Annotated in this window: 20 protein-coding genes; 7 read left to right on the top strand and 13 right to left on the bottom strand. The window is 38.0% G+C overall.

All coding sequences use genetic code 11. From position 1 onward, the window contains the following. Positions 1 to 70: 70 nt before the first annotated feature. Both K1I41_RS04350 and K1I41_RS04345 read right to left on the bottom strand, forming a co-directional pair. Positions 71 to 751, bottom strand: coding sequence for a response regulator transcription factor (locus K1I41_RS04350; RefSeq protein WP_220641462.1), 681 nt, complete (start codon positions 749 to 751; stop codon positions 71 to 73). Beyond that, a complete protein-coding gene (locus K1I41_RS04345; protein WP_220641461.1) occupies positions 748 to 2,028 on the bottom strand; it encodes a sensor histidine kinase in 1,281 nt (426 codons plus the stop codon). The genes K1I41_RS04350 and K1I41_RS04345 overlap by 4 nt, the downstream gene beginning before the upstream one ends. Positions 2,029 to 2,212: 184 nt before the next feature. On the opposite strand from K1I41_RS04345, the gene K1I41_RS04340 reads away from it, so the two are divergent. The 7 genes from K1I41_RS04340 (at position 2,213) to K1I41_RS04310 (ending at position 8,311) form a co-directional block, all read left to right on the top strand. Beyond that, positions 2,213 to 2,677: a DUF1573 domain-containing protein gene (locus K1I41_RS04340; RefSeq protein ID WP_220641460.1), complete on the top strand. Its 465-nt coding sequence runs from the start codon at positions 2,213 to 2,215 to the stop codon at positions 2,675 to 2,677. A 131-nt stretch (positions 2,678 to 2,808) separates the two neighbouring features. Further along, a complete protein-coding gene (locus tag K1I41_RS04335) occupies positions 2,809 to 3,288 on the top strand; it encodes a hypothetical protein (protein WP_220641459.1) in 480 nt (159 codons plus the stop codon). Further along, complete coding sequence (locus tag K1I41_RS04330; RefSeq protein ID WP_220641458.1) at positions 3,278 to 3,478, top strand: helix-turn-helix transcriptional regulator; 201 nt, start codon at positions 3,278 to 3,280, stop codon at positions 3,476 to 3,478. The genes K1I41_RS04335 and K1I41_RS04330 overlap by 11 nt, the downstream gene beginning before the upstream one ends. A 65-nt stretch (positions 3,479 to 3,543) precedes the next feature. Further along, positions 3,544 to 4,017 (top strand): methylated-DNA--[protein]-cysteine S-methyltransferase, encoded by a 474-nt coding sequence (locus K1I41_RS04325; protein WP_220641457.1) that lies wholly within the window; start codon positions 3,544 to 3,546, stop codon positions 4,015 to 4,017. Between the two features lie 392 nt (positions 4,018 to 4,409). Next, complete coding sequence (locus K1I41_RS04320) at positions 4,410 to 5,600, top strand: serine hydrolase domain-containing protein (RefSeq protein WP_220641456.1); 1,191 nt, start codon at positions 4,410 to 4,412, stop codon at positions 5,598 to 5,600. Between the two features lie 27 nt (positions 5,601 to 5,627). After that, positions 5,628 to 6,341 (top strand): 3'-5' exonuclease, encoded by a 714-nt coding sequence (locus K1I41_RS04315; protein ID WP_220641455.1) that lies wholly within the window; start codon positions 5,628 to 5,630, stop codon positions 6,339 to 6,341. A 287-nt stretch (positions 6,342 to 6,628) separates the two neighbouring features. Then, the gene (locus K1I41_RS04310; RefSeq protein ID WP_220641454.1) at positions 6,629 to 8,311 is read left to right on the top strand and encodes an ABC transporter ATP-binding protein; all 1,683 of its coding nucleotides are present in this window, start codon (positions 6,629 to 6,631) and stop codon (positions 8,309 to 8,311) included. A 149-nt stretch (positions 8,312 to 8,460) separates the two neighbouring features. Here K1I41_RS04310 and K1I41_RS04305 read toward each other — a convergent pair whose 3' ends face one another. From K1I41_RS04305 to K1I41_RS04255, 11 genes are all read right to left on the bottom strand, one after another. After that, positions 8,461 to 9,117 (bottom strand): 3-oxoacid CoA-transferase subunit B, encoded by a 657-nt coding sequence (locus K1I41_RS04305; RefSeq protein WP_220641453.1) that lies wholly within the window; start codon positions 9,115 to 9,117, stop codon positions 8,461 to 8,463. A 48-nt stretch (positions 9,118 to 9,165) separates the two neighbouring features. Then, the gene (locus K1I41_RS04300) at positions 9,166 to 9,513 is read right to left on the bottom strand and encodes a four helix bundle protein (RefSeq protein WP_220641452.1); all 348 of its coding nucleotides are present in this window, start codon (positions 9,511 to 9,513) and stop codon (positions 9,166 to 9,168) included. Positions 9,514 to 9,550: 37 nt separating this feature from the next. Beyond that, the gene (locus tag K1I41_RS04295; protein WP_220641451.1) at positions 9,551 to 10,249 is read right to left on the bottom strand and encodes a CoA transferase subunit A; all 699 of its coding nucleotides are present in this window, start codon (positions 10,247 to 10,249) and stop codon (positions 9,551 to 9,553) included. Between the two features lie 66 nt (positions 10,250 to 10,315). Continuing rightward, the gene (locus tag K1I41_RS04290; RefSeq protein ID WP_220641450.1) at positions 10,316 to 12,631 is read right to left on the bottom strand and encodes a penicillin-binding protein 1A; all 2,316 of its coding nucleotides are present in this window, start codon (positions 12,629 to 12,631) and stop codon (positions 10,316 to 10,318) included. A 5-nt stretch (positions 12,632 to 12,636) separates the two neighbouring features. Then, positions 12,637 to 13,128: a gliding motility lipoprotein GldH gene (locus K1I41_RS04285; RefSeq protein ID WP_220641449.1), complete on the bottom strand. Its 492-nt coding sequence runs from the start codon at positions 13,126 to 13,128 to the stop codon at positions 12,637 to 12,639. Beyond that, complete coding sequence (locus K1I41_RS04280; protein WP_220641448.1) at positions 13,112 to 14,461, bottom strand: PSP1 domain-containing protein; 1,350 nt, start codon at positions 14,459 to 14,461, stop codon at positions 13,112 to 13,114. The genes K1I41_RS04285 and K1I41_RS04280 overlap by 17 nt, the downstream gene beginning before the upstream one ends. A gap of 242 nt (positions 14,462 to 14,703) precedes the next feature. After that, positions 14,704 to 16,059, bottom strand: a complete 1,356-nt coding sequence (gene trhO / locus K1I41_RS04275) for an oxygen-dependent tRNA uridine(34) hydroxylase TrhO (protein WP_220641447.1) — start codon at positions 16,057 to 16,059, stop codon at positions 14,704 to 14,706. 108 nt (positions 16,060 to 16,167) lie between these two features. Next, positions 16,168 to 16,524, bottom strand: coding sequence for a helix-turn-helix domain-containing protein (locus K1I41_RS04270; RefSeq protein WP_220641446.1), 357 nt, complete (start codon positions 16,522 to 16,524; stop codon positions 16,168 to 16,170). A gap of 6 nt (positions 16,525 to 16,530) precedes the next feature. Then, entirely contained in the window at positions 16,531 to 16,824 is a 294-nt protein-coding gene (locus tag K1I41_RS04265; protein WP_220641445.1) for a type II toxin-antitoxin system HigB family toxin, read from the bottom strand. A 140-nt stretch (positions 16,825 to 16,964) separates the two neighbouring features. Then, positions 16,965 to 18,044: a hypothetical protein gene (locus K1I41_RS04260; protein WP_220641444.1), complete on the bottom strand. Its 1,080-nt coding sequence runs from the start codon at positions 18,042 to 18,044 to the stop codon at positions 16,965 to 16,967. A gap of 3 nt (positions 18,045 to 18,047) precedes the next feature. Next, positions 18,048 to 18,569, bottom strand: coding sequence for a DUF4365 domain-containing protein (locus tag K1I41_RS04255; protein ID WP_220641443.1), 522 nt, complete (start codon positions 18,567 to 18,569; stop codon positions 18,048 to 18,050). Positions 18,570 to 18,664 lie beyond the last annotated feature (95 nt).

Here is an 18,664-nt window from a genome sequence, read left to right as displayed (position 1 = left end):
TTTACAGTCACAGTTTTCATAATTGGTATATAGTAATTACAATGACTGCCTACTGCGACTGAAAACTGCATCACGGTGCTACAAGTTTAAAACCTACGCGGGGTATATTCTCGATACGAATACGCTCGTCAGCCTTAAATATTTTGCGCAGCCGCGAGATAAACACATCCATACTGCGCCCCATAAAATAATCGTCCGTACCCCAAATGGATTTTAATATTTGCTCACGTTTAAGTACGATATTTTTATTCTCAATAAACAACTGCAGCAACGCCGACTCTCGTTCGGTTAACTGCGTGGTTTTGCCATTATGGGTTATGGTATAGTTTACGGCATCAAAAGCAAAATTGCCTATGGTATATTTGCTATTTTTTTGTTTGGATTGTTTTTGGCTGCGCTGTAAAAACACTTCTATTTTTAGTGTAAGCTCTTCCATACTGTAGGGCTTTACCAAATAATCGTCTGCACCAAGCCGCAAGCCTTTTATACGGTCCTCTTTCAATGTTTTAGCCGATAGGAATATAATGGGTACTTCTACATCGCGTTCGCGTATGGCAGTTGCCAGCTCAAAACCATCCATTTGGGGTAGCATAACGTCCAACACACACAAATCAAAATCTTGTTCTGTAAAGGCATCAAAGGCCTCCTTGCCATTATCGTAATGGACTACTTCGTATTCCTGCTCTAAATTATCGGCAGTTAAAAAAGCAAGCGTAGTATCGTCTTCTACATATAGTATTTTCTTTTTCATAGTATGCTGCTTTTGGGTATGCCAATGGTTATGGTTATGCCTTTATCGGTATTGTTTTCTATTTTTATCTTCCATCCGTGGAGTTCGCAAATCTTCTTTACGTAAAACAGCCCAATACCAAAACCTTCTATCTCTTTTTTGTTTTCTCGGGGTACGCGGTAAAATTTATCAAAAACATGCTCTAAATGCTGCGGAGGTATCCCCGACCCATTATCGGTAAACTGTAAATCGACACATTTAGCTGTTTCTGTAATTTGTATGGCTACTTCAGGGGTATCGTTGCTGTACTTTATAGCATTCTCTATAATGTTGTATACGATGTTGTAAAAGTGGAAGGCATCGGCAGCTACGGTGTAATTATCTTTACTACTTGTAAAAGTTATTTGGGTTGCGGGGTACTTTAGTTCGGCATTGTCTTTAGCTAATTGCAATGTTTCAACAATATTGAATTCTTTTTTATCCAACCCCATAAGGTCAGAATCAGCTTTGGCTACATTTAGTATACGCTCTATATGTTGGTTGAGCTTATTGCTTTGTTCTATTATAATTTTCAGGTATTTATTAAGTTTTGGGTTTTGCTCAATAACGTCTTGTTTAACTGCGTAATTTGATGCTATTAATATGGACGATAATGGTGTTTTAAACTCATGCGTCATGTTATTAATAAAATCCTTTTGCAACTCGGTGTAGCGTTTTTGTTTTAAGAGTGTAAATACCGAATACACATATATAATGAGTACTAAAAACAGTACGCCCGTGTACACCCAATATTGTTGTAAGGAGGCACTATAGTTGTAGTGCAGGTGCGGAAACCGAATGGCAAAGTAATAAATGAGTCCTTCTTTTTTGGTAAAACAGTTTTCGCACTTGGCAATATCATTCTCCGCTTCAAAACCTGCTGCGTTAATATAGTTACCGTACATCATTTCATCCGAAGCACAATCGTATATGGCATACTCATAATCAATATCCAGTTTTACTTTCTGGAATTCGCTTTTTAAGTAATACTCTAATATTTTGGCCTCAAAAACATCATTCACGTTTACTACATAATAATCGTCTGCCACTTTTTTAATGGGGCTGGCTGTAGGCAACTCGCTACCGTTATCGCGGTATATTTTGTTTACCACATCCTGCAAGGCAAAATGTATCTTATCGGCAACTTCGTTACGCTCAAACATAAAGGCTTGTTTTAGCATTACCAACTGCATGGTAATTACGCCTATTATGGCAAGCAAGCCAACAAATACAATTATATTAAGTTTATTAAACTTCAATTTTTATGGGGTTGTTTTTAATTCGTTAACCGATATTACTATAAAAAAGCGTAGGGTACAAGTCGTTAACAAGTCATTAACAAGCGTTTGAAAGCGGTTAACAACTATATTAAAATTAGTAGTTTATATTTGTAATGCTTAATTATTAAAACATACTATTAACCTATATTAATTACTTCTAATTATGAAATCATTAAAATTATCTTTATTCGCATTTGCTGGAGCACTTTTATTCGCATTCAACGCAAACGCGCAAGCACCTGCTAAAGTGGCTGCTAACAGTGCTACTGAAAAAAACATGACACCGTCTAAAATTACTTGGACTAAGGACACGCACAACTTTGGTGAAATTGAAAAAGGTACACCCGTATCGCACGAGTTTACCTTTAAAAACACTACAGACCAAACGATACTTATTACTAAAGTAAAAGCATCTTGTGGTTGTACGGCTACCAAATATACTAAAACGCCTATTAAGCCAGGCGAAATGGGATCGGTAACAGCAACGTACAATGCACGTAAAGACGGTAGCTTTAACAAAAGTGTTACGGTAACCACTAACGATACTGATGCAAGAAAAATACTTAAAATTAAAGGTAGGGTTATTGCTCCAGAGGTTGAAAAACCAGCAGCTGGATCAAAACAATAATAGCACAAACCTTATTTAGTATAGTAAGCCACTCCTAACAGAGTGGCTTATTTATTTTACAAAATGTAAAGTTTATTTTACTTATTGGAAAATTATTTTTACATTTGATACATCATTTAAAATCAATCAGTATGAAAACGAACTTTTTATTTCCGTACCGACTTAAATTAATAAGCGGCATACTCTTTACAATTTCTTTTATCCTGTTAACGCTACTCTACGCGTCTGATGATTCGTCCAGATTTGAAATAAATGCAAAAGTATTTGCCGTACTAGGAGACTCTGGTTTGGGTAGCAAAAACACTTTATTTAATTGGATAGAAACTTCTGTTACCGATGAGTTATTAATGCTTTTTGTTATTCCTTTTGGGATTATATACGCTTTCTCAAAAGAAAAAAATGAGGACGAAATGGTGGCTTCACTCCGTATGAATAGTTTAGCATGGGCAACCATTGTAAACTATATTATAGTGCTACTTGGTTACCTGTTTATATACGGTCTTGTGTTTTTTAATGTGCTTATGGTAGCTATGGTGTCGCAATTACTAATTTTTATACTTTTGTTCCGCTACAAAATGTATCGCTTTAATACTGCTAGCCATGAAGAATAATATAAAAGTACAACGTGCCATATTTAACCTAACACAACAGGAATTGGCAGAAAAAATAGGCGTGAGCAGGCAAACCATTAATGCACTAGAAGCAGGAAAGTATGTACCCTCAACCGTATTGGCTTTAAAACTATCTGACCTGTTCCAAAAAACGGTAAACGAAATATTTACGTTAGAAAACGAGGACTAGTAAAGTACTTACTATAAAAGGCATGCGTTGTATTTAAAATTGTAGCTTTGTAAAAAGCACATTCCATGCAAGAAGCATACATTACAACACCTTTAGGTACTACTATAGTAAAAGGCAATACTGAAGGTATTACCAAAATATCGGTATTGGATGATAAAATGCCTGCAAGCACTACTATACCTACCGAGCTACAACAAGCCGTAACCGAACTGCAAGAATACTTTGCAGGAACACGCAACAACTTTACTTTTAAACTGAACCCACAAGGAACCGATTTCCAGAAAAAAGTATGGCAAGCGCTACTTACCATACCCTATGGAACCGCAACATCGTACCAAAAATTAGCAATACAATTAGGCGATGTAAAAGCCATACGCGCCGTAGCAGCTGCCAACGGTAAAAATCCGCTTTGGATAGTAGTACCCTGCCACCGCGTAATAGGGTCAGACGGTTCGCTTACAGGCTATGCAGGGGGTATTTGGCGCAAAAAGTGGCTCTTGGAACACGAGAATCCGCCTACACAGCAAAGCCTATTTTAAAAAGTTTAGCCTCCCAATTAAAAATTCGTTCAATTCGGTAATTCGTGGCTATGCTAAAAGCGTAAAATAGAATTTCGAGAAAATTAGTGTAATTCGTAGCTAGAATAAACGTAAAGCATCATCAATAACACATAATTGTAAATACAACCCAAACCTGTAATTAACAAAGAGTGTAAAACTATACTTTCGTGAAAATTAGTGTAATCCGTGGCTATAATAAACGTAGGGTATCATTAATAACACATAATTGTAAATACAATCCAAACCTGTAATTAGAGAGAGTTTAAAATAGTTTTCGTGAAAATTAGTGTAATCCGTGGCTAGAATACAAAGCTAGAATAGCTTTAAAGTAAATTTTATTTAAATTCGTACAGTATCCATAACTACTAATTATGACATTTCTTAAAAAATTTCTGCTCTGGTTTGTTTTACTACTCTCCAGTATTATTATTCTAATGTATATTTTTGATGTAGATTACCTACTACGTGCCGTACGCACCATATACTTTAGAGGCGAAACCACCGCTTTTTTAGATGATTATAAAGAATTTCCCAACCGTACCATACCCAAAGGTACCGCACAACCATGGGCAGAACATACCGACTATAATAAAGTACAACCAACAGCCCGATTACAGGAAACCCACAAAGAACTTAAAACTGTAGCTTACCTTATTATTAAAAACGATAGTATATGGCACGAAAGCTATTATGATGGGTATGGTACCAATAGCAAATCCAACTCCTTTTCTATGGCAAAAAGCATTGTTTCGGCAGCTTTATTTAAAGCTATTGAAGAAGGTAAAATAAAAAGCCTCGACCAAAAAGTAAGCGATTTTTATCCGAAATTTAAAGATGGGTTGGGTGCTAAAATGACGGTAGGCGATTTATCGTCTATGGCATCAGGGTTAAGCTGGGACGAAAAGTATTATAGTCCGTTCTCCATTGTTACCCGTGCGTATTTTGATGACAAACTCGATGAAGTTATTTTGGGGCTTGACGTGGTAGAAGAACCTGGCACAGCATTTAAATACCTTAGTGGCGCCACACAATTGCTTGCTATGGTAATAACCAAAGCCACAGGGCAAACACTATCCAGTTACGTATCAGATAAATTCTGGAAGCCTATGGGTGCAGCTAACGAAGCCCTTTGGCAACTGGACGACCCCGATGGCATCGAAAAAGCCTACTGCTGTATTGGTAGCAATGCCCGCGATTTTTCGCGCTTTGGCAAACTGTTTTTGCGTAACGGTAACTGGAATGGTAAGAAATTGCTGGACAGTACATCGGTAGCTAAAATGGTAACACCACGCTTTAACCAGTCGCCACAATACGGCTATGGCTGGTGGCTACACAATTACCTCGGTAAAAAAATGTACTATATGCGCGGGCATTTAGGGCAGTTTGTAATTGTAATTCCTGAGGATGCTATTATTATTACCCGACTAGGGCATTTAAAAGGATTACAAACCAGTACCGATGCACATAGCAACGACTTTTATGTATATGTAGATGAAGCCTATAAAATGATGGGCATGATGCAACCCAATGAGGGACAAGGCAACAAAAAAGCATTAAAATAATACAGTTCTTTTTTTAATAGTAGTAGTATGTTAGAAAAAATAAGGTTAGATAATATCCTCTTCTTAGATATAGAAACCGTGCCCGAACACCCTAACTTTAATGCGCTTGATGACGAAACAAAACAACTGTACGACCTAAAAACGCAATACCAGCGTAGGGATGGCGAAACACCCGAAGAGTTTTACGAGCGCGCAGGCATTTGGGCAGAATTTGGTAAAATAGTATGCCTATCGGTGGGGTATTTTACCTTTAAAGGCGATATCCGCCATTTTAGGGTAACCTCTTTTTTTGGCGATGAACCTAAAATATTAAAAGACTTTAACAACCTCATCACCAATCATTTTAACCAACCCCAGCACATTTTATGCGGTCACAATGCCAAAGAGTTTGATTTCCCGTATATGGCACGCCGCATGATAATTAATGGCATACCGCTACCCAACAAACTCAATTTGTTTGGTAAAAAACCATGGGAAGTACCCCACCTTGATACGATGGAATTATGGAAGTTTGGCGATTATAAAAGTTTTACCTCATTAAAATTACTCACTAAAATACTGGGCATACCCTCGCCCAAAGGCGATATAGACGGTAGCCAAGTAGGGCATGTATATTATGTAGAAAAAGACATTGACCGTATTGTAACCTATTGCGAAAAAGATGTAGTTGCTGTAGCACAAGTACTATTGCGCTTCCGCAGAGAAGATTTACTAATTGAGGACGAAATTATACACGTATAACTCTTGCCATTTTGAATAAAGGGTAAATCTTTAGATAAATACATTAGATTCTTCGTGCCTCAGAATGACAAAGAAAATATGATAACAAATAATTCAATGTCATTCTGAATGGAGCATAGCGGAGTGAAGAATCTTACATAATTAAATCAGATTCTTCCTGCGTCAGAATAACAAAAACTATAATTAAAAATCATTACTGTCATTCTGAATGGAGCGTAGCGGAGTGAAGAATCTATCAAATAACATACGCTAAATTAGAATTACTAAAATCCATAACTTTACCGTACATGAATAATTCCCTACTCCATATCGACCACGTTACCATTTCGGCTAAAAAAGAAGGGCAATGGATACCTATTGTAAAAGATGCTAATTTTGTACTCAACCAAAACGAAATACTGGGCATTGTAGGCGAATCGGGTTCAGGTAAGTCCGTTACCTCATTAGCCGTTATGGGATTATTACCCAAGGGTATTTTAGCCATCACCAAAGGTAAGATTGATTTTGAGGGTAATGATATGGCTACACTTTCGGGAAAAGAAGTCCGCAAAGTACGGGGTAATGCCATTAGTATGATATTCCAAGAACCGATGAGTTCCTTAAACCCATCGTTACAATGTGGGTATCAGGTAGCCGAAATTCTAAAAGAACACACCGATTTATCATCAAAACAGATAAAAACTACCGTTTTATCGTTATTCGAAAAAGTAAAACTACCCAACCCCGAAAATATTTATAACCGTTATCCGCACGAAATATCAGGAGGGCAAAAACAACGGGTAATGATTGCTATGGCTATTGCCTGCAAACCCAAAGTACTTATTGCCGACGAACCTACCACCGCATTGGATGTTACGGTACAAAAAGAAATTATTTTACTGCTAAAAGCGCTACAGCAAGAAACGGGTATGAGTATAATTTTTATTTCGCACGATTTATCGTTAGTTTCCGAAATTGCCAATAGGGTATTGGTAATGTATAAAGGCGAAATTGTAGAGCAGGGTACTGCCGAAGCGGTTTTTAACACTCCCAAGCACACTTACACTAAGGCACTCATAAGTTCGCGCCCGTCGTTGGATGTGCGTTTGAAACGACTCCCTACCATACAAGATTATCTTACTGGCACTGTTAATAACATAGCTGTAGAGCCTGCACAACGCAAAAAAGAACACGAACAATTATACAGCCAACCTCCTTTACTGGAAGTGATGAATGTGGAGAAAGAATACATTTCGTCGGCAGGATTGTTTGATAAAGACGTAAAATTTAAAGCTGTTGATGATGTGAGCTTTACAATATACGAAGGGGAAACCTTAGGGCTGGTAGGCGAGTCGGGTTGTGGTAAATCGACATTAGGCAATGCCATACTACAACTGGATAAGCCTACAGGAGGTAAAATAGTCTATCGAGGTACTGAGCTTACACAACTAGCACCAAAACAACTGCGGGAACTCCGTAAAGAAATACAAATTATTTTTCAAGACCCTTATTCGTCACTCAACCCGCGTTTAACGGTAGGCAGTGCCATAATGGAGCCAATGCAGGTACACAAACTGTATAAAAACGATAAAGAACGAAAAGAGAAAACCCTAGAAATACTAAACCGTGTAGGGCTTGGTAATGAGCACTTCCACCGCTATCCGCATGAGTTTTCGGGTGGGCAAAGGCAGCGCATTGGTATTGCACGTACTATCGCTTTACAACCAAAGTTAATTGTATGCGACGAGTCGGTATCGGCACTGGATATATCCGTACAGGCACAAGTGCTTAATTTACTGAATGAGTTGAAAGAGAATTTTGGGTTTACGTATATATTTATATCGCATGACCTTGCGGTTGTTAAATATATGAGCGACCAAGTACTGGTTATGAATAAAGGTAAAATTGAGGAAATGAACGAGGCGGATGCGCTTTACGAAAACCCCAAAAAGGAGTACACTAAAAAATTAATTGCTGCTATACCAAAATAACTAGTGAGCAGTTTCAGCCACAGTTTACGCGTATTATGTCATTCTTAAATTAGCTAAAAATCCTGAAGTGTGTTTTTTTTAAATCTACTTCATGAAAAAGACAAATACTTCTTGAAAGATAAACTGTGACCATAAACTGAACACTGTTACTAATCTAGTACCATTTCGGGTATATCTCCTGCTACAATAAGGTTACCCTCTGTAGCTTTTTGTATTTCGGCTACGGTTACTCCCGGAGCGCGCTCTAATAATTTAAATCCTTCTGGAACAATTTCTAAAACCGCTAACTCGGTTACTACTTTTTTAACGCAACCTACACCTGTTAAGGGTAACGAGCAACGCTTTAGTAGTTTAGATTGTCCTGCTCTGTTTACGTGCATCATGGCTACGATGATGTTTTCTGCCGATGCTACCAAATCCATAGCACCGCCCATACCTTTTACCATTTTACCTGGAATTTTCCAGTTGGCAATATCACCATTTTCGGCAACCTCCATGGCACCTAATATGGTTAAGTCTACATGTTGCCCACGTATCATGGCAAAACTTGTTGCCGAGTCAAAAAACGAAGCTCCTGGCAAGGTTGTTATGGTTTGTTTTCCTGCATTTATAATGTCAGCATCTTCTTCTCCTTCATACGGGAAAGGTCCCATGCCTAATACGCCATTTTCACTCTGAAATTCTACCGATATATCTTCACGTACAAAATTGGCAACCAATGTAGGTATACCAATACCTAAGTTTACGTAATAGCCGTCTTTAACTTCTTTTGCAATTCTCTTAGCGATTCCTGTTTTATCTAACATAAAATGTATCAATGTTTTAATGTAACAGTGTAGCAATTGTGCTTTGTGTTACTTATTATTTTTGCTGCTACTTACTATTTTATATATAATTAACCCAAGTTCTGTTATTTTAGATTTTAGCATATTATCAAAAGGATAACTAGGTGCTTTTTCACAAAGCGTTAACCAGTATTTTGTTTCTTCAACTTCCTTTGCGGCTATTTTAATTTTATGAATAAAATCAGCCCTACTCTCTGCATTTTGCGCCTCATGCACATTTGCACCAATACTTGTTCCTGATTTTAACAATTGCCTCGCTACAACAAACTTCTTGTTTTTTTCCAGAAGCTCGCAAAAAGCGATTATATCTATTGCAAACACAATTGATTTGGATACTACAATATTTTCTCGTTCCATACCAATTGGTACATTGGTTAATTATTTTAATTAAAAACTATCGTTGTCTAACGGTTCGTTGCTCAATTCTCTTTTCGTACTGCTCTCCTTTAAAAATACGGGTTACCAGTATGCCTGGTATGTGTATTTGGTTGGGGTCCAACTTACCTGCTGGCACTAGCTCTTCTACTTCGGCAATTGTAACGGTAGCCGCACCTGCCATACACGAGTTAAAGTTACGTGCTGTACCTTTAAAAATTAAGTTTCCCGCCTCATCGCCTTTCCATGCTTTTACAATAGCAAAGTCGGCTTTATAGGCTTCTTCTAATATATGCATTTTACCGTTGTACTCGCGCGATTCTTTGCCTTCGGCAACTTCGGTACCGTAACCTGCTGGCGTATAAAACGCGGGTATGCCTGCTTGTGCTGCACGGCATTTCTCGGCAAGTGTACCTTGTGGTGTAAGCTCTACTTCTAGCTCGCCACTAAGCATTTGGCGTTCAAATTCAGCATTTTCACCAACATACGACGATATCATTTTTTTAATCTGCTTTTTTTGTAACAACAGTCCCAAACCAAAATCATCTACACCTGCATTATTGGAGATACATGTTAGGTTGGTAATGTTTTTTTTAACCAATTCGTTGATGCAATTTTCAGGAATACCACACAAACCAAACCCGCCAAGCATAATGGTCATATCATCTTTTATATCGTGCAACGCCTCTGCAACGTTTTGCACCGTTTTATTAATCATACAATTTATTTTAGTTTCTGTGTATAAATATATAAAAAAACACCTTTTTGAAAGGTGTTTTTTTAGTTAAAAGGTAGTGAAGTACTCGTCTATCTTTTCATTTTGTAAATCAAGACTGTCCTTTTCTACTTTCCTGTTGCAGTCTACCCGTATGGATAATTCTTCGGGGCGTTCAAATTCTTCTTTAGAAACTTGCAGGGATTCATCGGCATAACATTTTTTCATGTACATACCCCATATGGGTAGTGCCATAGTAGCTCCCTGCCCGTAGGTAATACTCCTAAAGTGTGCCGAACGATCTTCGTTACCTACCCAAACACCTGTAGCAAGGTTGGGTACCATGCCCATAAACCAACCATCGGACTGGTTTTGGGTTGTTCCTGTTTTTCCTGCAATAGGATTAGTTAATTTGTAGGGATGCCCTGTAACGCGGTTGTAGCCCCTGCCTTTCCATGTTGATTTTAGGCGATAGCCCGAACCCGAATCGGTTACCCCTTGCAGTAGCTTAATAACAGCATAAGCAATTTCCTTATTTACAACCTCTTTGGTTTGCGGAATGCTATGGTACAACTCTATGCCATTTTTATCTTCTATACGGGTTATAACTATGGGTTTTATGTACATACCCTTGTTGGCAAAGGTGCTGTAGGCAGCTACCATTTCTTGCACCGTTAGTTCTACCGCGCCAAGTGCTATGGCGGGTTGTTCGTCTATATTAGCAGTAACGCCAAGCCTATGGGCTAGGTCTACCACTGCTTTTGGTCCTACACTATCAATTAATTTTGCCGAAACGGTATTTATAGAGTGTGCCAATGCATATTTCATGGTAACCATACCCTCAAACTTACCGTTGGAGTTTTTAGGTGTCCAAGGTCGCTCTAAATCGTGGCGCCCCTTTGCTATGGTATACGATGCATCGAGTATGGAATCGCAGGGCGAAAAACGCAATTGCTCTATAGCCGTTGCATACAAAAATGGCTTAAAGGTTGAACCTACCTGTCTTGCCCCTTGTTTAACGTGGTCGTACTTAAAGTGTTTATGATTTATACCACCTACCCATGCTTTTACGTGCCCTGATTGCGGATTCATGGACATTACGCCAGTTTGCAAAAAGTGTTTGTAGTAGCGGATAGAATCCATGGGCGTCATTATGGTATCTTTATCCCCTTGCCATGTAAAAACTTTCATTTCTGTTTTTACATCAAACGATTTAACGATTTCATCTTCTGATTTTCCTAGGTTTTTCATGATTCTCCATCGGTCGGAGTTTTTCATGGCTCGGTCCAATATACGTTCCGTTTCTTGCTTTGAAATATTTACAAATGGGGCATTTTTGTTTTTTTCTTGTTTGATAAAGAACTCTTCCTGTAGGTTGGATAAATGTTCTGTTACAGCTTGTTCGGCATATTCTTGCATGCGCGAGTCGATAGTAACGTATATTTTAAGTCCGTCGCGGTACAAATTATATTCTTTACCATCGCTTTTAGGGTTTTCCTTAGTCCACGTTTTCATGAACTCTCTTAGGTACTCTCTAAAATAAGTAGCTATCCCTTCGTTATGGTTTTCTGGGTTAAAATCGAGTTTTACAGGTTTTTTGACTAGCTCTTGTTTAAGTTCTGGCTTTAAAACACCATTTTTCACCATTTGCCCTAGCACGGTATTACGTCTGTTAAATACTATCTCTTCTCTCGATTTTCGGGCAGGATTATATAACGACGGATTTTTTAACATCCCCACAATTACAGCCGACTCTTCCACCGTAAGGTCTTTGGGTTCTTTATTAAAATAGGTTTTTGCTGCCGAACGTATCCCTACTGCCTGATTAACAAAATCTACAGTATTTAGGTACATGGCTATAATTTCCTGTTTGGTGTACTGCCTCTCTAATCGGGTAGCAATAACCCATTCTTTTGCTTTTTGCTTTATACGCCCCCAGAGGTTGCTGGGTCTTTTGTGAAATAGGTTTTTGGCTAACTGCTGGGTAATAGTGCTTGCACCACCATCGGTTCCAAAATTGGCAAAAGCTCTTAATGTACCACGTGCATCAATGCCCGAATGTTCAAAAAAGCGTTCATCTTCCGTAGCCACAAGTGCGTCTACAAGATTCTGAGGTAAATCAGAATATTTTACGGGTGTACGGTTCTCTAAATAAAATTTGCCTATAGTAACACCATCGGCAGATATGACTTGGGTAGCAACATTCGATTCTGGATTTTCCAATTCCTCAAACGTTGGCATTTTACCAAATGCACCCCAAGATGCCATTAAAAAAAATAGCACTACCGATACGAAACCTAGTAAAACAATGCCCCAAAATATTTTTATGTACTTCCAGAAGCCTGTAGTGCCTTTTGCCTTGTTCGTTTTTTTTGTTGCTGCCATTTGTACTATTTTTCTGTTGTCTCTACCCTAAAACCTACTTCGGTAATACCCTCTAGCTCCTGTACGCCAATTACTTTATCAGCTTCGCGTACGGCTTGTTGGATGCTTACTTTGTAGCTCCCCTGATTGGGAAATTTTACGTTTTCTCTGTACCAAAGTTTGCTCTCCTTAAAATCGGTAAACCCCTCGCCCATAAGCGTACCATCGGGGTATGCCATTTCGTACTCTAAGGTATCTATAGTAGTTTTATTATTGGGCTCTTGCATTGCTACAATAAGAAAGATGTTGCTATACGGGTAATCGTTATTATTTCTTAAATTAATAAACATATTGTATAGCGATGTGGTGTCTTGCTGCTCAAACTGAAATGAAACAATGGTATCTTTATGCCAAGCACCATCAAATGACTTATAATCGTCAAACACATAGTTATCGTCACAAGAGCATAACAGCACTAGTAACGCTCCAAAAACAAAAAGGCTACTTTTTATCTTCATTATTGGGGTTAGCGTTTCGGTTATTGTTTTTATTAGTATTCTTGTTTGTATTTCGGTTGTTTCTGTTCTTACTGTTGGTGTTTCTGCCCGAATTATTTCTGCCGCCTTGCTTTGTGTTGTTATCATTGGCATTATCGCTGCCCTTACCTTTTGCTTTTGCATTGGTGTTTGGCTTGTTACCATCGTTAGCAACAGCAGGTTTTTTTCTTCTGTTGTTTTGTCTTTTCTTGCGTTTAGGGGCATCAAAACGGGTAAGGCTATCCTGCCCTACAGCGTTTTCGAAGTTTTTCTCTACTACTGCATCGGCAGCCTCCTCAACCACATATTCTTCTAACGATGCTATACGCTCTTTTCGCTTATTAATCTCTAATATTTCCTTTACCTGTTCGGCATTAATCATGTGCCAGTGTGCATTATCTTTAGCGTAGGCAAACCACATATTTCCTTTGAAAATATCTACTTTTTGGCAATAGGCATCGCCTTTTTCGGTATATAATTTTGTGTCGAGGTCGGGCAACTCTTTAATTGCATCCAAATAGGTATCCAACTCATAGTTAAGGCAGCATTTTAGTTTACCACATTGCCCCGCTAGTTTTTGCGGATTTAATGATAGTTGCTGGTATCGTGCCGCTGATGTATTTACACTCCTAAAATCGGTTAACCATGTAGAGCAGCATAACTCACGACCACACGAGCCTACGCCACCAAGGCGGGCTGCTTCCTGACGGAAACCTACCTGTTTCATCTCGATACGGGTGCCGAATTCACGTGCAAAATCTTTGATTAGCTGACGGAAATCTACACGGTCGCTTGCCGTATAGTAAAACGTTGCTTTTGAAGCATCGCCTTGAAATTCAATATCCGATATTTTCATTTCCAGATTAAGGCGTATTGCCAATTCGCGCGCAGTAACCTTCATCGGTTCTTCGCGGTCGCGGGCTTGGCGCCAGATGTCAATATCGCGCTGCGATGCTTTTCGGTATATTTTAGCTACTTCGCTATCGTCCTTAGTACGCTTCTTCTTCATCTGAATTTTAACCAACTCGCCCGTAAGGCTTACAATACCAATATCGTGCCCGGGAGAAGCCTCAGTGGCTACAATATCGCCAATGCTAAGGGTTAACCCCTCCGTATTCCTATAAAATTCTTTACGTCCGTTTTTAAAACGCACCTCAACACAATCGAACGGTGCTTGTCCTCCAGGGAGGCTCATATTAGAGAGCCAGTCAAAAACAGTTAGTTTGTTACAACTATCCGTTCCGCAAGTCCCATTATTTTTACATCCTTTGGGCGAACCATCTTTGGAGCCCGTAGAACAGTTTGTACATGCCATAAATTTGAATATATAATGATCACGACTTTTTACAGCCGCTACGTTGTTATAATAACGATTTTGTGGGTAAAGATAGTATATTTTTATGTGAAAGGTAGCAAAAGTAGCGTAACAGGCACGCGGTGTAACACTTGGGTGTAATTACCTGTAGTAATAATGCATTAAAACCATAGTTAATAACAGATAGGCACAAAAAAACCTGCACGTTGGTGCAGGTTAACTATATATAAAAAACAATGTTTCTATTCTTGCAGTAATTTAAACAACTTGTCCGAAAGGCGAACCCTAAACGGTACATGTATGGTTACCCTGTCGCCTTGTTGGGCAACATCGGCAGGTTTTCCATTTACATGCATATTAGCAACTACAAGCTCTTCTCTACCTGTGGTAGGACCTGTAATAACTATTTTATCGCCTGTTTTTAACTCCCGACTCACCATAAACTGCCCTACGCTAGCTTTAGTAAAATAATGCTCGGCATTACCTACCAATAGTTTGCGTTCGCGCTTACGAACATCTTTAACCTTGGGTACGGCTGCTAAGTTAACGGCAGCAACAGCATTACCCGATTTTTTAAACTTTAAGGCGTCCGATTTTCCTTTTCTGAAAATCATATTGCCTTTTGTAATGCCTTTACGCCTTTCGCGTTGCTCGTTTTCTGGAAGTTGAATAACCTCCACACACTCAGCAGAACAGCAGCCTGCCATATTAGTAGCACACTCCTCGCACTGAATAAACAGCAGGTGGCACGCCTCGTTAAGGCAATTGGTATGGGTATCGCACGGTTTACCACATTGGTGGCATTGCGAAATTATATCGTTGGTAATACGCTCGCCCAAACGGTGGTCGAACACAAAGTTTTTACCAATAAACTTACTCTCTAAACCTTCCGATTTTACCTGTCGGGTATATTCAATAATACCGCCTTCTAACTGGTATACGTTTTTAAATCCTTTGTGTTTAAAAAATGCCGAAGCCTTTTCGCAACGAATACCTCCCGTACAGTACATTAACAAGTTTTTATCTTCTTTGTGTTTCGAAAGGTCGTCCTCTATAATTGGTAACGATTCTCTAAACGTTTCTACATCGGGTGTAATGGCATTTTTAAAGTGCCCAATCTCACTTTCGTAATGGTTACGCATATCCACCACCACCGTGTTAGGGTCTTCCAGCATTTCGTTAAACTCATTTGCTTTTAAGTGAACGCCCTTGTTGGTAACATCAAACGTTTCGTCGTTAAGCCCATCGGCAACAATTTTGTGGCGTACTTTAATGGTGAGTTTTAAAAACGAGTGGTCGTCCTGCTCTACCGCTACATTTAGGCGCATGCCCTTCATAAACGGGTAGGTTTCAATATGGTCTTTAAAGGTGTAAAAATTATCGGCAGGTAACGATAATTGCGCGTTAATACCCTCGGTAGCTACGTATATTCTGCCCAGTACCTCTAGTGGATTCCAAGCCAAAAATAAATCGTTGCGAAATTGTTGTGGGTCTTTAATGTGTGCGTAGGCATAGAAAGATAGCGTTAATCGTTGCTTACCCGATTGGTCGATAAGCTCCGCTCTTTCCTCTGCGCTTAACGTATTGAACAGTTGCATGCTATACAATTTTAAGTGAGAAATTATTACAATATGTACCAACCCCTATTGGCGGGATTGGGTGCAAAGGTAGGAATTTTTGGAAATGGAGCAAATTAGGGTTTCAGATTAGTACGCCTGTACTAATACCTCTGTAGGAATATTTAACTTATCGTGAATATTACGTATCATTTTTAATGACAGTTTTCTTCTTCTATTTAGTATTTCACTAGCACGGCTCTTTAAACCGATAATATCGGCAAGGTCGTTTTGGGAATAGCCCATTTGCTCCATACGGAATTTTATAGCCTCAACAGGATCAGGCATTGCTATAGGAAAATGTTCCTGTTCATATTTTTCAATCAATATTCCTAAAACTTCAAGTTCATCGCCTTCTGGAGTTTCTAGTTTGGCATCAAAAATAGCCTCAAGCCGCTCCATCGCCATATTGTAATCCTGCTCTGTTCTTATCGGTTTGATGTCCATTGTTATTTATATTTCGTTAGCATTAATCTTGTCATATTCGGCATGCGTACCAATAAACCGTATCCATACCATTTGGTAATCGTAGTTTATTTTTACAATAAGCCTGTAATTATTACCCTTAATATTAAAAACCACCCTGTTATCCTGCAATATACTGGCAGAAGGATATTCTTGTTTCAATTCGTTATGGTTTTTCCAAACAGCTTTACCTGCTTCTTTATACCATGCCTTTAATTGCTGTTCACAACCAGCATGTGTTTCCCAAAATTCCCGAAGTGTTTTTATGGCAATAACTCGCAATATACTTTTAGTTTTGACAAAGATAGTAAAAAATTCCCGTAATGGGAATTTTTTACTGGAAGTTTAAGTGAGTATTTTTCAATATGTACCAGCCCCTATTGGCGGGACTGGGTGAAGGTATGAATTTTTGGGAATAAGGCTTATTCTTGAATATCTATATTCGTTATTTCAATAAATCTTGCTCTAGATTTTGTTCTTTTAGCTAATCCCGTAATTGTAATCTGTTGTTTTAACTTATGCGCTTCAATAGCATGTTTATAATCCTCACTATCAAGGTTTGCAGTAGCTACCATTTGCATGTTATCGTGAATACCTGTAAAAGTTACACTATTTTTTAAACCATCAGGATTTCTAGATTTCAAAGCAACAATAGCACCCGTAAAACTAAAATCTCCAACCTCAAACGAATACGACTCAATATCTTCAACAAATTTCGTCAATTTACTTAACTTCAATTTGGTAATATTTCGGTTTATTACAAACCCACTGTTCTGTATATTATGAAATGAAAAATCTATATTTTTAAGATTGGCTTTAGTAAAAAATGCTTCAATATTTTTCAATAACTTAATGTTAAGCCTAGTTTCATTCTCGATTAAATATTCTTCAGTAACTTCTGTGCTACCTTCAAAAATATTTTCATTTACATACAATAATACCTCTTTGAGCTTTTGGTTGATTTCTTCCGAAAAGACCTCATTTCTATCAAATAATTCACTCTCTTTTATTAATTCTCTTGAAGGTAATTGAATTTTCGCGACAAAGCTTCCTTTTTCCGTTTGCATAAAATTACAGAGGTTCAAATATCTATTTACTTCTTCAGGCACTCTTGTAGAAGTAACGCTTCTGTCTATTACAAAACTAGCTGTATCAGATAAGATAAATCTAACTTTCTCAACCAATTCTTCAAACCTAGTGAGTGGAATCCTTCCTTCCTCTGTTTGACCATCATATACTCTTACTTTGAAAACAGTATTTTCTTTTTCAAGTATTACGTCTAAATCATCTATAGACAAATCATAAAAATCCGCTACAATACCTAAAATATTATTAATAAACCTGCTTGTATCAACTTTATCTACATCTATAGGAATATAAAGATTAAAGTTGTCCTCAAGATTAAATTCTTTCGGTGGTTTCAAGCTAATAAAACCATTTTCTTCCTGTAAAGGTTTCCAATCCCTATTTATAAGAAACGATATTATCTTTTGTGTAATCATATCTTATGGATAAAACTGTTGATGTAAATCACTAAAACAATCTATTCCAAGCATATTTACTTTAGGAATTTCAATTCTTACTCTATGTATGTTATTAGTTAGCACTGACCCCTTTGGAGGAACATACCAATAAGCATGCCTCCTAAGTTTTATTTCATCTTCGTCAACTTCAACCCAAATTTGAGGATTTGAAGGTAATACAAAAAGAATTAAAACTAAAGGGGCTATTCCATTAATCTGCCTTTCTACTAAATCATTATATGACTTAACCTCAAGGTCATATTTTATTAAGTTTGGTTCGTAAATAACTGAATTTTCTGTTGTTGCCTTTAATTGTAAATCTATATATCTACTATCTTGTATATAACGAGTCCCACCAGATGGAGGGGTATAAGTCGTAGTCTTTTTTAACTGATAATCAACACCATAATCAACACTAGGCTTGTCAATCATAAAGCCTTTATTAGCTGCTAATATACCAATAAAACCATTTGATAAATGTTCCTTTATTAGTTGCTCTGTCATAAGTATTTGGTTAGTTGGATATATTGATACCTGTTAAACAAATATCAGACAATAAAAGTAACGAAAAACTTTAACAGTTAAGTTTTACTTTATAA

The sequence above is a fragment of the Flavobacterium litorale genome (genome assembly GCF_019613795.1).
Lineage (GTDB): Bacteria > Bacteroidota > Bacteroidia > Flavobacteriales > Flavobacteriaceae > Flavobacterium > Flavobacterium litorale.
Note: the sequence above shows the minus strand (reverse complement) of the source record. Positions and strands in the feature narration are given on the sequence as shown.

Bases quoted from the DNA above. Each gene is read 5' to 3' on its own strand.
- K1I41_RS04350 (WP_220641462.1), bottom strand. From the start codon at position 751: ATGAAAAAGAAAATACTATATGTAGAAGACGATACTACGCTTGCTTTT.
- K1I41_RS04340 (WP_220641460.1), top strand. From the start codon at position 2,213: ATGAAATCATTAAAATTATCTTTATTCGCATTTGCTGGAGCACTTTTA.
- K1I41_RS04335 (WP_220641459.1), top strand. From the start codon at position 2,809: ATGAAAACGAACTTTTTATTTCCGTACCGACTTAAATTAATAAGCGGC.
- K1I41_RS04330 (WP_220641458.1), top strand. From the start codon at position 3,278: ATGAAGAATAATATAAAAGTACAACGTGCCATATTTAACCTAACACAA.
- K1I41_RS04325 (WP_220641457.1), top strand. From the start codon at position 3,544: ATGCAAGAAGCATACATTACAACACCTTTAGGTACTACTATAGTAAAA.
- K1I41_RS04320 (WP_220641456.1), top strand. From the start codon at position 4,410: ATGACATTTCTTAAAAAATTTCTGCTCTGGTTTGTTTTACTACTCTCC.
- K1I41_RS04315 (WP_220641455.1), top strand. From the start codon at position 5,628: ATGTTAGAAAAAATAAGGTTAGATAATATCCTCTTCTTAGATATAGAA.
- K1I41_RS04310 (WP_220641454.1), top strand. From the start codon at position 6,629: ATGAATAATTCCCTACTCCATATCGACCACGTTACCATTTCGGCTAAA.
- K1I41_RS04305 (WP_220641453.1), bottom strand. From the start codon at position 9,117: ATGTTAGATAAAACAGGAATCGCTAAGAGAATTGCAAAAGAAGTTAAA.
- K1I41_RS04300 (WP_220641452.1), bottom strand. From the start codon at position 9,513: ATGGAACGAGAAAATATTGTAGTATCCAAATCAATTGTGTTTGCAATA.
- K1I41_RS04295 (WP_220641451.1), bottom strand. From the start codon at position 10,249: ATGATTAATAAAACGGTGCAAAACGTTGCAGAGGCGTTGCACGATATA.
- K1I41_RS04290 (WP_220641450.1), bottom strand. From the start codon at position 12,631: ATGGCAGCAACAAAAAAAACGAACAAGGCAAAAGGCACTACAGGCTTC.
- K1I41_RS04285 (WP_220641449.1), bottom strand. From the start codon at position 13,128: ATGAAGATAAAAAGTAGCCTTTTTGTTTTTGGAGCGTTACTAGTGCTG.
- K1I41_RS04280 (WP_220641448.1), bottom strand. From the start codon at position 14,461: ATGGCATGTACAAACTGTTCTACGGGCTCCAAAGATGGTTCGCCCAAA.
- trhO (WP_220641447.1), bottom strand. From the start codon at position 16,059: ATGCAACTGTTCAATACGTTAAGCGCAGAGGAAAGAGCGGAGCTTATC.
- K1I41_RS04270 (WP_220641446.1), bottom strand. From the start codon at position 16,524: ATGGACATCAAACCGATAAGAACAGAGCAGGATTACAATATGGCGATG.
- K1I41_RS04260 (WP_220641444.1), bottom strand. From the start codon at position 18,044: ATGATTACACAAAAGATAATATCGTTTCTTATAAATAGGGATTGGAAA.
- K1I41_RS04255 (WP_220641443.1), bottom strand. From the start codon at position 18,569: ATGACAGAGCAACTAATAAAGGAACATTTATCAAATGGTTTTATTGGT.